General features: G+C 65.6%; 11 protein-coding genes. 6 read left to right on the forward strand and 5 right to left on the reverse strand.

Annotated features, from left to right (window positions below):
* Both FHJ30_RS10580 and FHJ30_RS10585 read left to right on the forward strand, forming a co-directional pair.
* Positions 1 to 3141: an efflux RND transporter permease subunit gene (locus FHJ30_RS10580; protein ID WP_139029251.1), complete on the forward strand. Its 3141-nt coding sequence runs from the start codon at positions 1 to 3 to the stop codon at positions 3139 to 3141.
* A 31-nt stretch (positions 3142 to 3172) separates the two neighbouring features.
* Complete coding sequence (locus FHJ30_RS10585) at positions 3173 to 4069, forward strand: hypothetical protein (protein ID WP_139029252.1); 897 nt, start codon at positions 3173 to 3175, stop codon at positions 4067 to 4069.
* 106 nt (positions 4070 to 4175) lie between these two features.
* On the opposite strand, the gene glpK is transcribed toward FHJ30_RS10585, so the two are convergent.
* From glpK to FHJ30_RS10600, 3 genes are all read right to left on the reverse strand, one after another.
* On the reverse strand, positions 4176 to 5690 hold the full coding sequence (gene glpK, locus FHJ30_RS10590) for a glycerol kinase GlpK (protein WP_139029253.1): 1515 nt from the start codon (positions 5688 to 5690) through the stop codon (positions 4176 to 4178).
* A 51-nt stretch (positions 5691 to 5741) separates the two neighbouring features.
* Positions 5742 to 6491, reverse strand: coding sequence for an MIP/aquaporin family protein (locus FHJ30_RS10595; RefSeq protein WP_139029254.1), 750 nt, complete (start codon positions 6489 to 6491; stop codon positions 5742 to 5744).
* A gap of 89 nt (positions 6492 to 6580) precedes the next feature.
* Complete coding sequence (locus FHJ30_RS10600; RefSeq protein WP_139029255.1) at positions 6581 to 8458, reverse strand: glycerol-3-phosphate dehydrogenase/oxidase; 1878 nt, start codon at positions 8456 to 8458, stop codon at positions 6581 to 6583.
* A gap of 86 nt (positions 8459 to 8544) precedes the next feature.
* Here FHJ30_RS10600 and FHJ30_RS10605 point away from each other — a divergent pair, with 86 nt between their 5' ends.
* The 4 genes from FHJ30_RS10605 to FHJ30_RS10620 are packed head-to-tail and all read left to right on the forward strand — an operon-like array spanning position 8545 to position 12408.
* Positions 8545 to 9519 carry a sugar-binding transcriptional regulator gene (locus tag FHJ30_RS10605; protein WP_139029256.1) on the forward strand — a complete coding sequence of 325 codons (975 nt, stop codon included), beginning with the start codon at positions 8545 to 8547 and terminating at the stop codon, positions 9517 to 9519.
* A gap of 10 nt (positions 9520 to 9529) precedes the next feature.
* Positions 9530 to 10399, forward strand: a complete 870-nt coding sequence (locus FHJ30_RS10610) for an aldo/keto reductase (protein ID WP_139029257.1) — start codon at positions 9530 to 9532, stop codon at positions 10397 to 10399.
* A gap of 9 nt (positions 10400 to 10408) precedes the next feature.
* Positions 10409 to 11335 (forward strand): alpha/beta fold hydrolase, encoded by a 927-nt coding sequence (locus tag FHJ30_RS10615; RefSeq protein ID WP_139029258.1) that lies wholly within the window; start codon positions 10409 to 10411, stop codon positions 11333 to 11335.
* Positions 11332 to 12408: a glycosyltransferase family 1 protein gene (locus FHJ30_RS10620; protein WP_139029259.1), complete on the forward strand. Its 1077-nt coding sequence runs from the start codon at positions 11332 to 11334 to the stop codon at positions 12406 to 12408. The genes FHJ30_RS10615 and FHJ30_RS10620 overlap by 4 nt, the downstream gene beginning before the upstream one ends.
* A gap of 8 nt (positions 12409 to 12416) precedes the next feature.
* Here FHJ30_RS10620 and FHJ30_RS10625 read toward each other — a convergent pair whose 3' ends face one another.
* Together FHJ30_RS10625 and metK are read right to left on the reverse strand one after the other, a co-directional pair.
* Positions 12417 to 14513: a primosomal protein N' gene (locus FHJ30_RS10625; RefSeq protein WP_240793667.1), complete on the reverse strand. Its 2097-nt coding sequence runs from the start codon at positions 14511 to 14513 to the stop codon at positions 12417 to 12419.
* A gap of 163 nt (positions 14514 to 14676) precedes the next feature.
* Positions 14677 to 15912: a methionine adenosyltransferase gene (gene metK / locus FHJ30_RS10630; protein WP_228403507.1), complete on the reverse strand. Its 1236-nt coding sequence runs from the start codon at positions 15910 to 15912 to the stop codon at positions 14677 to 14679.
* Positions 15913 to 15936 lie beyond the last annotated feature (24 nt).

Consider the following 15936-nt stretch of genomic DNA (forward strand, 5'->3'; position numbering starts at 1 on the left):
ATGCGCAGGATAGTCGCCGCCAGCCTACGCTTTAGATCCATCGTCATTGCGTTGGCGGCGGCCCTGATGATGGTTGGCGGCGCCCAGCTCAGCAGCGCTTCAGTGGATGTCTTCCCTGAGTTCGCGCCGCCTAAAGTCGAGGTCCAGACAGCATGCCTTGGCCTGACGGCAGCCGAGGTCGAGGAGCTGGTATCGGTCCCCATGGAGGAGGCCTTCAACGGCATTGACGGTCTCGACCACATGCGGTCCAAATCAGTTCCGCAGCTGTCCTCGATCGTCATGGAGTTCGAGAACGGCACTGACCTGCTGACGGCACGCCAGCTGGTCTCCGAGCGGATGGCGACAGTTATTCCCACGCTGCCCACATGGGCGGCCCCGCCAGTGATGCTGCAGCCGCTCTCCTCCACCAGCCGGGTGATGAAGATCGGCCTGTCCTCCGACACCCGGTCCCTGATCGAGATGTCCATGATCTCCTACTGGAACATCAGGGCCCACCTGCTCCGCGTTCCGGGCGTGGCGAACGTGGCAATCTGGGGCGAACGCCTCCAGATGCTCCAGGTCCAGGCTGATCCGGCCAGGCTGGCTGCCCACAACGTCAGCCTGGAATCAGTGATGAGTTCAACGGCCAATGCGCTGGACGCCGGACTGCTCCAGTACTCCTCCGGTGCGGTGATCGGCACTGGCGGATCCCTGGACACGCCCAGCCAGTCCATCGGGATCCGGCACGTACAGCCCATCACCACCCCGGAGGACCTGGCCCAGGTGTCGCTGGAGGACCGGGAGGGGAAACCCCCACTGAAACTGGGCGACGTGGCAAACGTGGTGGAGGACCACCAGCAGCTTATTGGTGACGCCGTCATTAACGGCGGTCCCGGACTGATGCTGATCGTGGAGAAGCTGCCTTGGGGCAACACCCTTGAAGTCACGCGCGGCGTGGAAGAGGCAATGAAGCAGCTCGAACCCGGCTTGACCGGAATCGCCGTGGACACCACCATTTTCCGGCCGGCAACGTTCATTGAGGAATCCCTCAATAACCTCGGGGTTGCCCTCCTCCTTGGCTGCCTGCTCGTCATTATGGTGTTGAGCGTCTTCCTCTTCCAGTGGCGGACGGCGCTGGTCAGCGTGCTGGCCATCCCCTTGTCGCTGGTGGCGGCGGCCCTCGTCCTTTATTGGACGGGCGGCACAGTCAACACGATGGTGCTCGCGGGGCTGGTGATTGCGGTCGGGGTGGTGGTGGACGACGCCATTATCGACGTCGAAAATATCGTCAGGCGCCTGCGGCACCACCGGGCAACCGGCGGCTCCGAAAGCACCGCGAGAGTCGTGGTCAATGCGTCGCTGGAGGTCCGGGGCCCCATCGTTTACGCCACGCTGATCATCGTGGCCGCCACGGTTCCGATCTTCTTCCTTGACGGGCTCACGGGCGCGTTCTTCCGGCCGCTGGCCACCGCCTACACACTGGCGGTCTTCGCGTCCATGCTCGTGGCGCTGACCGTCACCCCCGCCTTGGCCTACATCTTCCTCCGGAATGCAAAGCTGGAGGACAGGGATCCGCCCGTGGTCAGGGTCCTGAAACGCTGGTACAGCAAGGCGCTCAGGCCAATCGTGCGCCGGCCTGTTCCCGGTTACCTCTCCTTGGCCGCGTTGGGCGTGGTGGGCATAGTGGCGGCGCCGCTGCTGGGCCAGTCGCTGCTCCCGTCGTTCAAGGAGCGCGATTTCCTGATGCACTGGCTCACGCAGCCCGGCACGTCCAACGCCGAAGAGGTCCGCGTCAGCCAGCTGGCCTGCAAGGAACTCATGACCATCCAGGGCGTGAACAACTGCGGGTCCCACACGGGGCAGGCGTTCAACGCCGATGAGGTGGTGGGCGTCTACTTCGGTGAGAACTGGATCAGCGTAGACCCAGGCGTGGACTACGACGCCACGCTGAAATCCGTGGAGTCGGTGGTTGCAGGCTACCCAGGCATCCAGCGCGACGTGCAGACCTACCTCAAGGAACGCATCCGTGAGGTACTCACCGGAACCGGCTATGCCGTCGTCGTCCGTGTCTATGGCGACGACCTTTCAATACTTCGCCAGGAAGCCGACAAGATCAAAGAGATCCTCGGCGGCATTGACGGAGCCATCGGTGCCAAGGTTGCGCTTCAGGCCAACATTCCGCAGATCGACGTGGAAGTGAACCTGGAGGCAGCCAACCGCTACGGCCTGAAGCCGGGCGACGTCCGTCGCGCAGCGGCCACCATGGTGGCCGGCGAAGAAGTGGGCGACATCTACCGGGACGGTAAGGCCTACGACGTCCAGGTGTGGAGCCCGCCGGAGGTCCGGACGAGTGTCACCAGCATAGAGAACCTCGTGCTGGACACGCCGTCGGGGCAGAAGATCCGGCTGGCCGATGTGGCGGCGGTTTCGGTCAAGCCCACGCCCAACGTGATTGAGCGTTCCGAGGGATCGAGGCGCATAGATGTCAGCGCCAACGTCAAGGAAGGCGACCTGGCCAAGGTAGTGGAGAAGCTGCAGAACGGCATGGAATCAATCCAGTTCCCGGTCGGCTACAGCGCAGTTGTCCTGGGTGAATATGCCGAACGGCAGGCCGCATCCCAGCGCCTGCTGCTGTACTCCATCGTCGCGGTCATTGTGGTCTACCTTCTGCTGCAGGCTGCTTTCCGGAGTTGGCGGCTGGCCACCCTGGCCATCCTGACCCTGCCGGTGGCGCTCGTGGGCGGGATTATCGCGGCACACCTCAGCGGTGGAGTCCTGTCCTTGGGTTCCCTGGTCGGCTTCCTCACCCTCATGGGGATCGCGGCCCGCAACGGCATCCTGCTCATCAACCATTGCCAGCACCTTGAACAGTTCGAGGGCGTCCCCTTCGGACCGGAGCTGGTGCTCCGCGGGGCTGCAGAGCGGTTGTCGCCGATCCTGATGACCACGCTGGCCACCGCGCTGGCCCTGGTGCCGCTCGTGGTGATGGGAAACATCCCCGGCCACGAGATCGAGCATCCCATGGCAGTGGTGATCCTGGGCGGCCTGGTCACGTCAACGCTGGTCAACCTGTTCATCGTCCCCTCGCTGTACCTGCGTTTCGCCAAGAATGGCCGCGGACGGCGCAGGACCACCGAACTACAACCGGCCCCTGCGGTGTAATCCGTTTCCAACCAGCATGAAAGGCACTGAGATGACGCATCTGGCACGCCGGCTCACAGCATACGGGTCCGCGCTGCTGCTGGCCTTCGGGACGCTGACAGTGATGTCAGCACCATCAACGGCGGCAGCGCCGGCCGAAGAGCTCTGTGGTCCGGGGTCTGCGATCAATTTCGACCGGTCCGCTTTCCCGGAATCTCCGCGGATCGACAACAAGTGGTTCCCGCTCAAGCCGGGCATGCAGTACACCACACTGGGCACCGTGACCTCCGCTGACGGCGTCCACGAGCACAAGGTGGTCCACACGGTCACCGGACTGACGAAGGTGATCGACGGCGTCACCACCCGCGTGATGTGGGACCGTGACTATGCGGACGGCGAACTGGTCGAATCCGAACTGGCCTTCTTCGCGCAGACCCGCGGTGGGACTGTCTGGCTGTTCGGCGAATACCCGGAGGAATACGAAAACGGCGAGTTCGTGGGTGCCCCGAGCACCTTCATCAGCGGACTGGCCAAGGCGCAGGCGGGCATCGCCATGCCCGCGAGGCCCAAGACCGACACGCCGTCCTACGTCCAGGCATACGCACCCAAGGTCGATTTCCTCGACTGCGGGACGGTGTTCCAGAAAAACCAGGAAGTCTGCGTCCCCACCGGATGCTACGACGACGTCCTGGTGATCGACGAATACAACCCCCTGGAACCGCCTGAGGCCGGACACCAGCAGAAGTTCTATTCAGCCGGAACAGGGCTGATAAAAGTGACTGCCGTGGGAGGTGCGGACCAGGAGTTCATGGATCTGGTCAAAGTGCGGAAACTGAATGCCGAGCAGTTCGCGGCCGTCAACGAGCAGGCACTGGAACTGGACGAACGGGGCTATGAGGTCAGCCGGAGCGTCTACGCCAAGACGCCACGGGCCGAACTCGACGACTGAGGTAAAGCACACGTCCCTCGCCGGTACATGAAGCCGGGATACAAAGAAGGAGGGCGGCACCCCTGCCGCCCTCCTTCTTTACTGTCCGGTCTCCGGCAACGGCGTCTTAGCGCACGTCCTCGTCAACCCAGTCCATGGACTTGGTGACGGCCTTCTTCCAGAGCCTCATCTGGCGGTCCTGCTCCGCCTGGTCCAGCTGCGGTTCCCAGCGCTTGTCCTCTGACCAGTTGGCCGAGCACTCCCCCAGGTCCTTCCAGAAACCTACCGCAAGCCCGGCCGCATAGGCCGCACCCAGGGCGGTGGTTTCCACGACCTTTGGCCGGATGACGGGGACGCCCAGGATGTCCGCCTGGAACTGCATCAGCGCGTCGTTGGCCACCATGCCGCCGTCGACCTTCAGCTCGGTCAGCGGAACGCCGGAGTCCGCATTGACGGCGTCCAGCACTTCCCGCGTCTGGAAGGCGGTGGCCTCCAGCGCGGCCCGGGCGATGTGGTTCCGGTTCACGAACCTGGTCAGCCCCACGATGGCGCCGCGGGCATCCGACCGCCAGTAGGGCGCGAAGAGGCCGGAGAAGGCCGGAACGATATACACGCCGCCGTTGTCCTTCACGGACGCCGCCAGCGTTTCCACCTCGGGTGCGCTGCTGATCATGCCCAGGTTGTCACGCAGCCACTGGATGAGCGAGCCGGTGACGGCGATGGAACCTTCCAGGGCGTAGTGCGGCGCCGCGTCGCCGAGCTTGTAGCCCACGGTGGTGAGCAGCCCGTTCTTGGAGTGGACGATCTCCTCACCGGTGTTGAAGATCAGGAAGCAGCCGGTGCCATACGTGTTCTTGGCCTCCCCAGCCTCGAAGGCCGCCTGGCCGAACGTGGCGGCCTGCTGGTCACCGAGGATGCCGGCTACGGGCACCTCGCGCAGGAGCTGGGAGGTGTGCACGGTGCCGTACACCTCCGAGGAGGACTTGATCTCTGGCATCATGGTCCGGGGAACACCAAAGATGCCAAGGATCTCGTCGTCCCACTGAAGAGTTTCCAGGTCCATGAACAGCGTGCGGGATGCGTTGGTGACATCCGTGACATGGGCTCCGCCGTCCACGCCGCCGGTCAGGTTCCACAGGACCCAGGAATCGGTGTTGCCGAACACCAGGTCACCGGCTTCGGCCCTGGCGCGGGCGCCGTCCACGTTATCGAGGATCCATTTGATCTTGGTCCCGGAGAAGTACGTGGCCAGCGGAAGGCCCACTTTTTGCTTGAAGCGGTCCGGCCCGCCGTCCCTGGCAAACTCGTCCACGATGTCCTGCGTGCGGGTGTCCTGCCAGACAATGGCGTTGTAGACGGCCTCACCGGTGGTCTTGTCCCACACGACGGCCGTCTCGCGCTGGTTGGTGATTCCGACGGCGGCAATGTCGTGCCTCGTCAGGTTCGCCTTCGAGAGGGCGGAAGCAATGACCTCACGGGTGTTGTTCCAGATTTCGGCAGGGTTGTGCTCCACCCAGCCGGCCTTCGGGAAGATCTGTTCGTGTTCCATCTGCCCGGAGGACACGATGCTCCCGCTGTGATCGAAGATGATGGCACGGGTGCTGGTGGTTCCCTGGTCGATGGCGATTACATACTGGTTCATGGTTGACGTCCTTGTCTGTAGTGGATTGTGAGCCGTGTTGGGGTGGTGGGGTCAGGAGGCTGCGGTAACGATGATGGGGGCAACCCGGGCGACGAGGCCGCCCAGGGCGCCGCCGACCAGCGGGCCTACCACCGGAATCCAGGAGTAGCCCCAGTCGCTCGAGCCCTTGCCCTTGATGGGCAGCAGGGCATGGGCAATGCGGGGACCGAGGTCGCGCGCGGGGTTGATGGCGTAACCGGTGGGGCCGCCCAGGGAGACGCCGATGCCGACGACGAGCAGCGCGACGGCCAGCGGGCCCAGCCCCGAGGGGGTCCCGCCCAAGGTGAGGATGACGAACACCAGGACAAAGGTGCCGATGATCTCAGTGGCCAGGTTCCAGGGGGTGGAGCGGATAGCCGGCCCGGTGGAGAAGACGCCGAGCTTGCTGGCAACTTCCTCTTCCGCGTCAAAGTGCTGCTTGTAGGCGAGCCAGCAGACCACCGCTCCAAGGAAGGCGCCGAGCATTTCGCCGCCGAAGTAGGTCAGGGTGGAGGCGACGTCGATCGGAACGTCAGGTGCATAGGGACGCTTGCCTTCGATCAGCAGACCCAGGGTCACGGCCGGATTCAGGTGCGCCCCGGACTTTGCGGCCACGAAGACGCCCGCGAAGACAGCGATGCCCCATCCCCAGGTGACCATCAGGAATCCGCCGCTGTTGCCCTTTGTCCCCCTCAGCGCAACGTTGGCGACGACGCCGCAACCCAGCAGGGTCAGCATCGCCGTTCCGAATACTTCGGAAAGGAAAACTATTCCAAGAGACATCTTTGACTCCTTTTATTTTTGATGGAGGTCCTTCGCGGGTTGAAGGACCGTGGGCCGGGGCGCGGTCCGCCCCGGCCGGCAGCCGGGCCTCAGGCGACCAGGCTGTGGGTTTCTACGCGGTGGAACCGCTGCAGGACATCCTGCGCATGCCTGATTTCTGCGGCCCGGGCTGCGGCGTTCCAGCCGAGTGGAGCCGACAAAACGTCTGCCACCTCATTGAGCAGCTCCCCCGTCACCAGGCCACGGAAGGCCAGGGAAGTCCGGCGGATGAGGACGTCCACCAGGTGTCCCACCTGCTCCTGTGCCGCCATGAACTCAAGTTCGCGGACGCTCAGTTCCCGGGTGGAATGCAGCATCCGGTCAGCGCCGGCGTCCAGGTACTCCATGACGGCTTCAGCCCGGGTGCCGTACCTGGTCAGCAGGCCCGCCGTACGGTCTGCATCACGGCCGGCGCCCATGTGGGCTTTGATCCATTTCTGGACTCCGGCCTCGTCGGCAGGGAACCCGGCGCCGCCGCCGATGGGCAGCTGCGCGGTGGAGACTTTGCGGTCCATTCCGATTTCGGCCAGGACATCGTTCGTCAGGTGTTCGGCCAACGCCCGGAATGTGGTCCATTTGCCGCCCACCAGGCTCAGTACTACAGCGCCCGTGCCGCTGTCTTTTCCGGGGCCGCGGCGCTCGATGCGGTAGTCGCGGGAAACAAAGCCGGGCTGGGTGGCATCGTGGCGGGGCAGGGGCCGCACTCCCGAGAACGTGTAAACGATCTGCTCGCGCGTGACCTCGATGTCGGGGAAAACGTGGCCGATCAGCTCAAAGAAGTACCCGATTTCCTCATCGGTGCAGACGGCATCCTCCGCCATGTCGGCGTCAACATCCGTGGTACCCACCAGGACCCGGTCCCCCATGGGATAGATCAGGACGATCCGGCCGTCGGTGTGCTCGAAGAAGATTTCCCGGCCCCGGCACGCTTCAAGCAGCCCAGGGTGGTCCAGGACGATGTGGGAACCCTTGGTGCCGCCCATGAAGGTGGAGGCCGCTCCCATTGCTTCGTTCGTGAGGTCCACCCAGGCGCCGGTGGTGTTGACGATGACGTCCGCGGTGAAGTCGAACTCCTCCCCCGTCAGTTCGTCCCGCAGCCGCACAGTGCTGCCCCGGCCGGTACCGGGATTGGGCTGTGCGGTCACGGACTGCAGCGAGACGTAGTTGCTGGCGCGTGCTGTGCTGCCCTGCCCGTTGCCTTCGCCTGTTGCGGCCAGGCCGGCCTTCTCCCCGTCCTGGAGGACGTCGAGCGTGAGCCGCTCCGGGTTGTGCACGGAAGCGTCGAAATAGGTTGCGGTGTATTTCACGTCGGGGCGGAGGCTGGGCAGTTCGGCAAGGGCACGCTTGCCAGTGAGGAACTGGTGGCGTGGGACGCTGCCGCCGTCGCGGGAGAAGGAGTCGTACAGGCTGAGGCCGAGCTTGATGAGGAAGGCTCCACGTTCCTTGGGCCTGCCGTGCTGCTTGTGCGTCAGGAAGCGAAGGGGTGCCGAGAGGACCCCGGAGAAGGTGCTGAAAATCGGAATGGTGGTCTGCAGGGGCTTCACGTAATGCGGGGCGATACGGAGCAGCCGGTTGCGTTCCACCACTGATTCCTGGACCAGGCGGAATTCGCCGTTCTCCAGGTAGCGGATGCCGCCATGGATCATGTGCGAGGAGGCGCCGCTGGCCCCCTGGCAGTAGTCACCGCGCTCCACCAGGGCAACGTCCACGCCCTGCAGCGCGAGGTCCCGGAACGTGCCTACCCCGTTGATCCCGCCTCCCACCACCAGGACTTTCGCGTGCGGACGGCGCCGCAGGTGGTGCACGGAACTGCGCTCTACTCCTGGTTGCCCTGCTCCTGGCTTCGCCGCTGAAGCAAAAGGCTGGACGTTCAAATCCTTGGGTCCCAAAACAACTCCCTTGGGGCTTTGTGTGGCGCGGCCACACATGGGTTGGCCGCCGTTTCATAACTATTCTTTGGAGTAATGGAAAATGGAGTCAAGCACTATGCACAAACGTGCAGAAGGGAGCGGCAATGGACCCCTCACGTCACTCTGACGCACTGCGGGCTGCACAAATGTATTACCTCCAGGACCTCACCATGGACGCCATAGCACGGGAACTGAGGACGTCCCGGTCCACCGTTTCGCGGCTGTTGTCCTCCGCCCGTGAATCCGGCCTGGTCCAGATCCAGATCCGCAATCCCCTGGACACGGGCCCTGAGCTGGAAGGCAGGATCCGCCGCCGGTACGGCGTGGATGTCCACGTTGTCCCGGTCATGGAGATACTCAACGAGGCGGAGACGCTGGACCGCGTGGCCATGCAGGCGGCACGTACCATCGGACCGCTGGTGGACTCCAACGCGATCATCGGAGTGGCCTGGGGATCCACCCTGAGCGCGGTCAGCCGCCACCTCACCCGCAAGATCACCCATGACAGCGTCATCGTGCAGTTGAACGGCGCGGGCAACATGCACACCACCGGCATCACGTATGCCAGCGACATTATGCGGCGGTTCGGAAGTGCCTACGGAGCCAGGGTGGAACAGTTTCCGGTGCCGGCCTTCTTTGACCACGCAGCCACCAAGATTGCCATGTGGAATGAGCGCAGCGTGCAACGGATCCTCGAACTCCAGGCGAAGATGAGCATCGCAATTTTCGGCGTGGGCTCCGTGGACGCCGACTATCCCAGCCACGTCTACGCCGGCGGCTACCTCGACGAGGCTGACCTTAACACTTTGGCAACATCGGATGTGGTGGGCGACGTAGCCACCGTCTTCTTCCGCAGTGACGGGTCCTCCGACGGGATAGTCCTCAATGAACGGTCCACCGGACCGGCCCTCGCCGAGCTGCGGCAGGTCAGGCGAAGGATCTGCGTGGTGTCCGGCGTTTCCAAGATCAACGGGCTGCGCGGCGCCCTGGCGGCGGGCCTGGCCACGGACCTGATCCTCGACGAGGCCACCGCGCGCCGCCTGGTGGATTTTGAGGGCCTCGCCACCGCCGGTGGGTAGAGTCGTGGCTATGAGAACTTCACCGCGGCTCAGCCTGAACAACGGCGTGCTGATCCACCAGCTCGGATATGGGCTGTACAAGGTCCCGGCCCCCGACGCAGAAGGCCTCGTCGCCACTGCCCTCGCGGCCGGATACCGCCACTTCGACACGGCGGCGATGTACGGCAACGAAACGGGCGTGGCGCGGGGCATCAGTTCGCAACTGGGCGGGGACCCGGGCAGCGGCGGCTCGGGCGAGCTGTTCCCATGGCTGTCCCGGGAAGATATCTTCCTCACCACCAAGGTGTGGAACAGCGACCACGGCTACGACGCCACGCTGCGTGCCTTTGACGAGTCCATGGTCAACCTCGGCCTGGACTACGTGGACATGTACCTCATCCACTGGCCCTGTGCCGCCCGCGGCCTTTTTCCAGAGACGTACCGTGCACTGGAAACCCTGTACCGGGAAGGGAAAGTCCGTGCCATCGGCGTCAGCAATTTCCAGCCCGCCCACCTCGACCGGCTGCTGCAGACAGCCGAGGTGGTCCCCGCCGTCAACCAGATTGAACTGCACCCGTGGCTGCAGCAGGCCGAACTCCGGGCAATGCACGACGGACTGGGCATCAGGACCGAAGCGTGGAGCCCCCTGGGCCGCGGCCAGGTCCTCGCCGACCCCGTCGTCCACGCCTGCGCCTCGGAACACGGCAAGACCCCGGCCCAGGTGATCCTCCGCTGGCACATCCAGCTGGGGAACATTGCCATCCCCAAGGCAAGCTCCGCGGCCCGGATCCGGGAGAACATGGACATCTTCGACTTCGAGCTCTCCGCCAGGGACATGGCGGCGCTCGCAGGGCTGGACCGCGGGTACCGCACGGGGTCCCACCCGGACAACGTCAACTAGGCAGGACACATGACTACAGCACAGCCCGGATCCGCCGCGCCTGCCTACTTCAGCGCCGACCTGGCGGCCCGCACCTCCGCCTCGACGATTGAGCTCGACGGCGGCAAGGTTGCCTACTGGACCTACGAGCCGCTGCCGGCTGGACCGGAAACGCGCACCATCCTGGTCATCCACGGCTTCCGCGGAGACCACCATGGGCTGCTGCGGGTGGCAGACCATCTTCCCGAGATGCGGATCATCATGCCGGACCTGCCCGCATTCGGGGATTCTGCAGCGTTCACGTCAGGGGCGCATTCCGTGGAGCGCTACGGCCGGTTCATCACGGCATTCATGGCCGCCCTGGGCCTCGGCCCGGACACGGTCCTCCTGGGCCACTCGTTCGGCTCCATCATTGCCGCACACTTTGTGGCCGACCACCCCGGAGCCGTGAACCCGCTCATTCTCATCAATCCCATCGCGGCACCGGCGCTGGAAGGGCCAAAGGGCGTCATGACCCGGCTGGCGATCCTGTACTACCGCCTTTCAGCCCGTCTCCCCCGCCCGGTGGGCCTTGCCCTGCTGCGGAATCCCCTGATTGTCCGGGTGATGAGTGAGACCATGGCCAAGACAGGCGACAGGGACCTCCGCCGGTTCATCCACGGTCAGCACCACGCCTACTTCAGCGCCTTCGCCAGCCGGGAGAGCCTCCTCGAGTCGTTTACCGCATCGGTCAGCAGCCATGTGGCAGAAGTGGCGGGCCGGCTGACGCTGCCAGTGTTGCTGATTGCGGGGGAAAAGGACGAGATCGCCGTCCTTGCCGACCAACACCGCCTGGCTGCCCTGCTGCCGGACGGGGAGCTGAAGGTGATTCCAGGCGTCGGCCATTTGATCCACTACGAAACGCCTGAACCGGCAGCAACTTTCATCCGCAGCTTCCTTAAGGACCATCCCGCGTGAAGATTGTCATCGACGCACGTTTTACCCGGACAGACCACCACGACGGCATCAGCCGCTACGGAGCCAGCCTGATCGCCGCCACGGCCAAAATCGCCGACGTCTCCATGCTGGTTTCCGACGTCCGGCAACTCGCCCTGCTCCCGGACGTTCCCTACACCCTCATTGGCAGCCCGCTCTCGCCGTCGGAAGTGTTTGTGGCTCGGACCATCAACAAACTGGGCGCCGACGTGGTGGTGTGCCCCATGCAGACGATGGGATCGTGGGGCCGCAAGTACGGACTGGTCCTGACCCTCCACGACCTGATCTACTATGAACACCCCGCCCCGCCCGGCTTCCTTCCGGCCCCGGTACGGGTGCTGTGGCGGCTGTACCACAAGGCGTTCTGGCCGCAGCGGCTCCTCCTCAACCGGGCAGATACCGTGGCCACCATCAGCAGGACCACCGAGGCGCTGATCGCGAAGTACCGCCTGACTCGCCGCCCTGTGCGGATCATCAGCAATGCCCCACAGCCGGAGCAGGAACCGCGGGAAGCCGGTGGGGGCGCTGAGCGGTCGCTGGTCTACATGGGGTCGTTCATGCCGTACAAGAACGTTGAAACCATGGTGGCCGGCATGGCTTCCCTGCCGGGCTACACGCTTCACCTGCTCAGCAGGATTACCCCGGAGCGCCGCGCCGAACTGGAAAAGCTCGTCCCGCCCGGTGCCCGTGTGGTGTTCCACAATGGCGTCACGGACGAGGAATATCACGCCCTCCTGCGCATCGCGACGGCACTGGTGAGCCTTTCCAGGGCTGAAGGCTACGGGCTTCCCTTGGTGGAGGCCATGTCCGTGGGCACGCCCGTCATTGCCAGCGACATCCCCATTTTCCGGGAAGTCGGCGGAGATGCTGCACTTTTTGTTGATCCTGGGTCCCCGGAGCAGTTTGCCGGCGCGGTCCACACCCTCCAGGACAACGGCCGCTGGGAGGACTTCTCACGGCGTTCCGTTGTCCGCGCCCGGGAGTTCAGCTGGGATGAGTCCGCCCGTCAGCTGGTGGACGTTGCCCACGACATCATGGTACGGCGGGGGCGCTAGCGGCCCCGCTAGAGGACGTCAACGCCGTCCAGCCGCAGCTGGAAGGGCTCAGCGGACCGCTTTGCCGCTGCCGCCGCCCTGGCGACCCGCAGTACGCGGGTCACAGCGGCCGCCTGGCCATACGGGAAAAAGAGCAGTGTACGCACATCTTCCGCTGAACGGCGGGGCGACGGCGGCCCGTGGAGCACCAGGGGTGCCGGCCCGGCAGTCCGCAGTGTGATGCCTGCGGAGCCGAGCTCCGCGGCCACGGCAGCGGTGTATTGCTCGACGGCGGCCCTGGGCCCGGTCGCCGACGCGATGCGGACCGCAGGCGGAAGTTGCAGCTCGGTCCGCAGGGAGAGCTCCCGCTGCGCATACCCGGCAGGATCCCAGCGAAGCAGGGCGCCCACTGCGGCGGTGTCCGCAGCCGTCACCACCACCAGGCCGCCTTCCTGCGCAGGGCGCACCAGCGCAGCGGCGTTGAACCAGCGCCGGACGGTGTCCTCACCGGCCCGCAGGGTTTCGCGCCGCAGCAGCGAATCACCGTCCAACAGCAGGGCGGCCGCGTATCCGCCGGGTGCCACCGGCTCGGCACCCACGGTCGCGACCACCAGTGCATTGCCTGGACCCACTGCCGCTTTGACATGGTCGCCGGAAGACGTAATGACGGTTTTGCCCGGGAACGCGCGGCCAAGCTCCTCGGCAGTCCTGATGGCGCCGGTGGCGCCCTTGCGCAGCCGCCTGCCGCCGCAGTGCCCGCAGCGCCAGTCTGGTGCGGGGGTGGAGCACCACCGGCACTGGGGCATGGCTGAGGTGCCGGTGGGGCCCGCTACTGCCAAGGGTCCCTGGCAGTTGCCGCAGCGCGCCGGCTCACGGCACGTTTCACATGCCAGCGACGGCGCATAGCCGGCCCGGGCAACCTGCACCAGGACCGGCCCGCGTTCCAGCCCTTCCTTCGCGGCACGCCAGGCAGCGCCGGGAAGGCGGGCGATCCTGGCCAGCGGGTCCCGTTCCTGTTCGAAGCTGTCTGCCGTGTTGACCACCCGCGGAACCGTCCGCCGTACCTCGGGGCGGCCTGCCTCCACCGTCAGCGCCCAGCCTGCTTCCACCAGCCGTTGCGTTTCGGTGCTGCGGGCATGCCCCGCAAGGAGGCAGGCCGTGCCTTCCTGCTCGGCCCGCAAGAGCAGGACCTCGCGCGCATGCGCATAGGGGGCACGTTGCTCAATGTGGAGGTCGTCGCCGTCGTCCCAGCAGGCCACCAGGCCCAGGTCCTTGACGGGCGCAAAGGCGGCTGACCTGGTACCGATGGCCACCCGCGCGGTGCCCGCCAGAAGGTTCAGGAAGTTCCGGTACCTGGGGGTGGGGCCGTCGTCGGCGGTCAGCCGTGCTACCGCCCCCTCAGGCAGCAGGGGCAGCAGGGCATCCTCGAGGCGGTCCAGGTCGCGGTAGTCAGGCACCACCACCACCGCGCCCCGGCCGGCCGCGTAGGCAGCGGCAACCGCCTCCGCCAGCAGTTGCGGCCATCCCCCGGCACCAAATCCCTGGAGGGGATTCAGCACGGCCCTGGGCGAACCGCCGTCGGCAAGGTGCCGCAGGAAGGGCAGGCCGTTCCGGTAAGAGGCCCAGGCACTTGCCGCAGACCCGTCCGCCGCGGAACCGGAGGGCGGAACCGTACCTGCGGCCGGCCCCGCCGTGCCAACCGGCTCCGCAGCAGCGAACTCCTTTTCCAGCCGGGCCACGCGCGGTGGAACAGCGACCCGCAGGACATCGCTGGCCGTCCCCGCGTAGCGGGCCGCCACGGACATCACGAGTTCCCTGACAGCCGGGGTGAGGACAGGCACCGTGGAGACGATTTTCGCCAGCGGCACCAGGGTGTGTCCGGCGTCGGAGCCGGCCACGCGCTCCATGATGAACCCGCTGAGGTCCTGGCCGTTGAACTTGACCTTGACCCGGACGCCCGGCTTGGCGGATTCGTCCAGGGCCTCCGGAACGCCATAGTCGAAAAGCCTGTCCAGGTGCGGAAGGGAGGATTCCACCAGCACCTTGGCCACGGGCCTGTCCTTGGACAGCTGCGGACCCGACGGCCGGGGCACGGAAGGAAAGCCCTGCAGGAGGGTAGGCTGCACAGCGCCCGGACGCACCGGGGAAGGCTGGAGGGCGCGTTCAGTAGCGATGGCGGTTACCTCCGTTCAGCTCCCTGGTGGACGTGCCCAGCCAACCACAGGGCAGCGACATTCCACGGAAGTCCATGATTCCGACGGCGAAGGAAGCAGGCTGGCCCGCCGGAGCCTAGGCGTTGAAGAACGCCTTCAGGTCATCAACGCGGTCCAGCCGCTCCCAGGTGAAGTCCGGCTCGTCGCGGCCGAAGTGGCCGTGCGCTGCGGTCTTGGCATAGATGGGACGCTTCAGGTCGAGTGCGTCGATGATGGCGCGGGGGCGCAGGTCGAAAATCTCGGCGATGGCCGCGCTGATCCTCGCGGGATCAACCGTTTCGGTGCCGAACGTTTCCACGTAGGTGCCCACGGGTCGGGCCTGGCCAATGGCGTAGGCAATCTGGATCTCGGCGCGTTTGGCCAGTCCGGCAGCCACCACGTTTTTGGCAACCCAGCGCATGGCGTAGGCAGCAGAGCGGTCCACCTTGGACGGGTCCTTGCCGGAGAAGGCGCCGCCGCCGTGCCGGGCCATGCCGCCGTAGGTGTCCACGATGATCTTGCGGCCGGTTAGGCCGGCGTCTCCCACGGGTCCGCCAATGACGAACTCACCGGCAGGGTTCAGGATATTGCGTACCCGGGACAGGTCCAGGTTGGCGCCTGCGAGCACCGGTTCGATGACGATCGATGCGAGATCGGCGCGGAGCTGGTCCAGGCTGGCGCCCTCGGCGTGCTGGCTTGAGATCACCACGGTTTCCACCGAGACCGGCACGTCCTTGTCGTATCCGACCGTCACCTGGGTCTTGCCGTCCGGACGGAGGTACGCCAGCTCCCCCGATTTGCGTACTTCGGTGAGGCGCTCGGACAACCGGTGCGCCAGCCAGATGGGCACGGGCATGTAGGAGGGGGTTTCATCGCTGGCATAGCCGAACATGAGGCCCTGGTCGCCTGCGCCCTGAAGGTCGTAATCGTCCTCCTGGCGCCCCTCGCGGGCCTCCAGGGAGTTGAACACGCCCCCGGCAATGTCGTTGGACTGCTGGCCGATGGACACGGACACTCCGCAGCGGGCGCCGTCGAATCCGTTGGCTGAGGAGTCGTAGCCGATGCCCAGGATGGTTTCGCGCACGATCTGCGGAATCTCCACGTAGGCGTCCGTGGTGACTTCGCCCGCTACGTGGACCAGGCCGGTGGTGGCCATCGTCTCCACCGCCACCCGGGATTCGGGGTCGGCAGCCAGCAGCGCGTCCAGGATGGCGTCACTGATCTGGTCGCAGATCTTGTCCGGGTGGCCCTCGGTAACCGACTCGGAGGTGAAGAGCCTGAGCGCGGTAGGCGTGGCCCCGGAAGTCTGGGGAAGGTGCAGCGGTAAAGTCACTCAACTACCTTACTGGTTGGAATG

This window comes from Arthrobacter sp. BB-1, from assembly GCF_006151685.1.
Classification (GTDB): Bacteria; Actinomycetota; Actinomycetes; order Actinomycetales; family Micrococcaceae; genus Arthrobacter.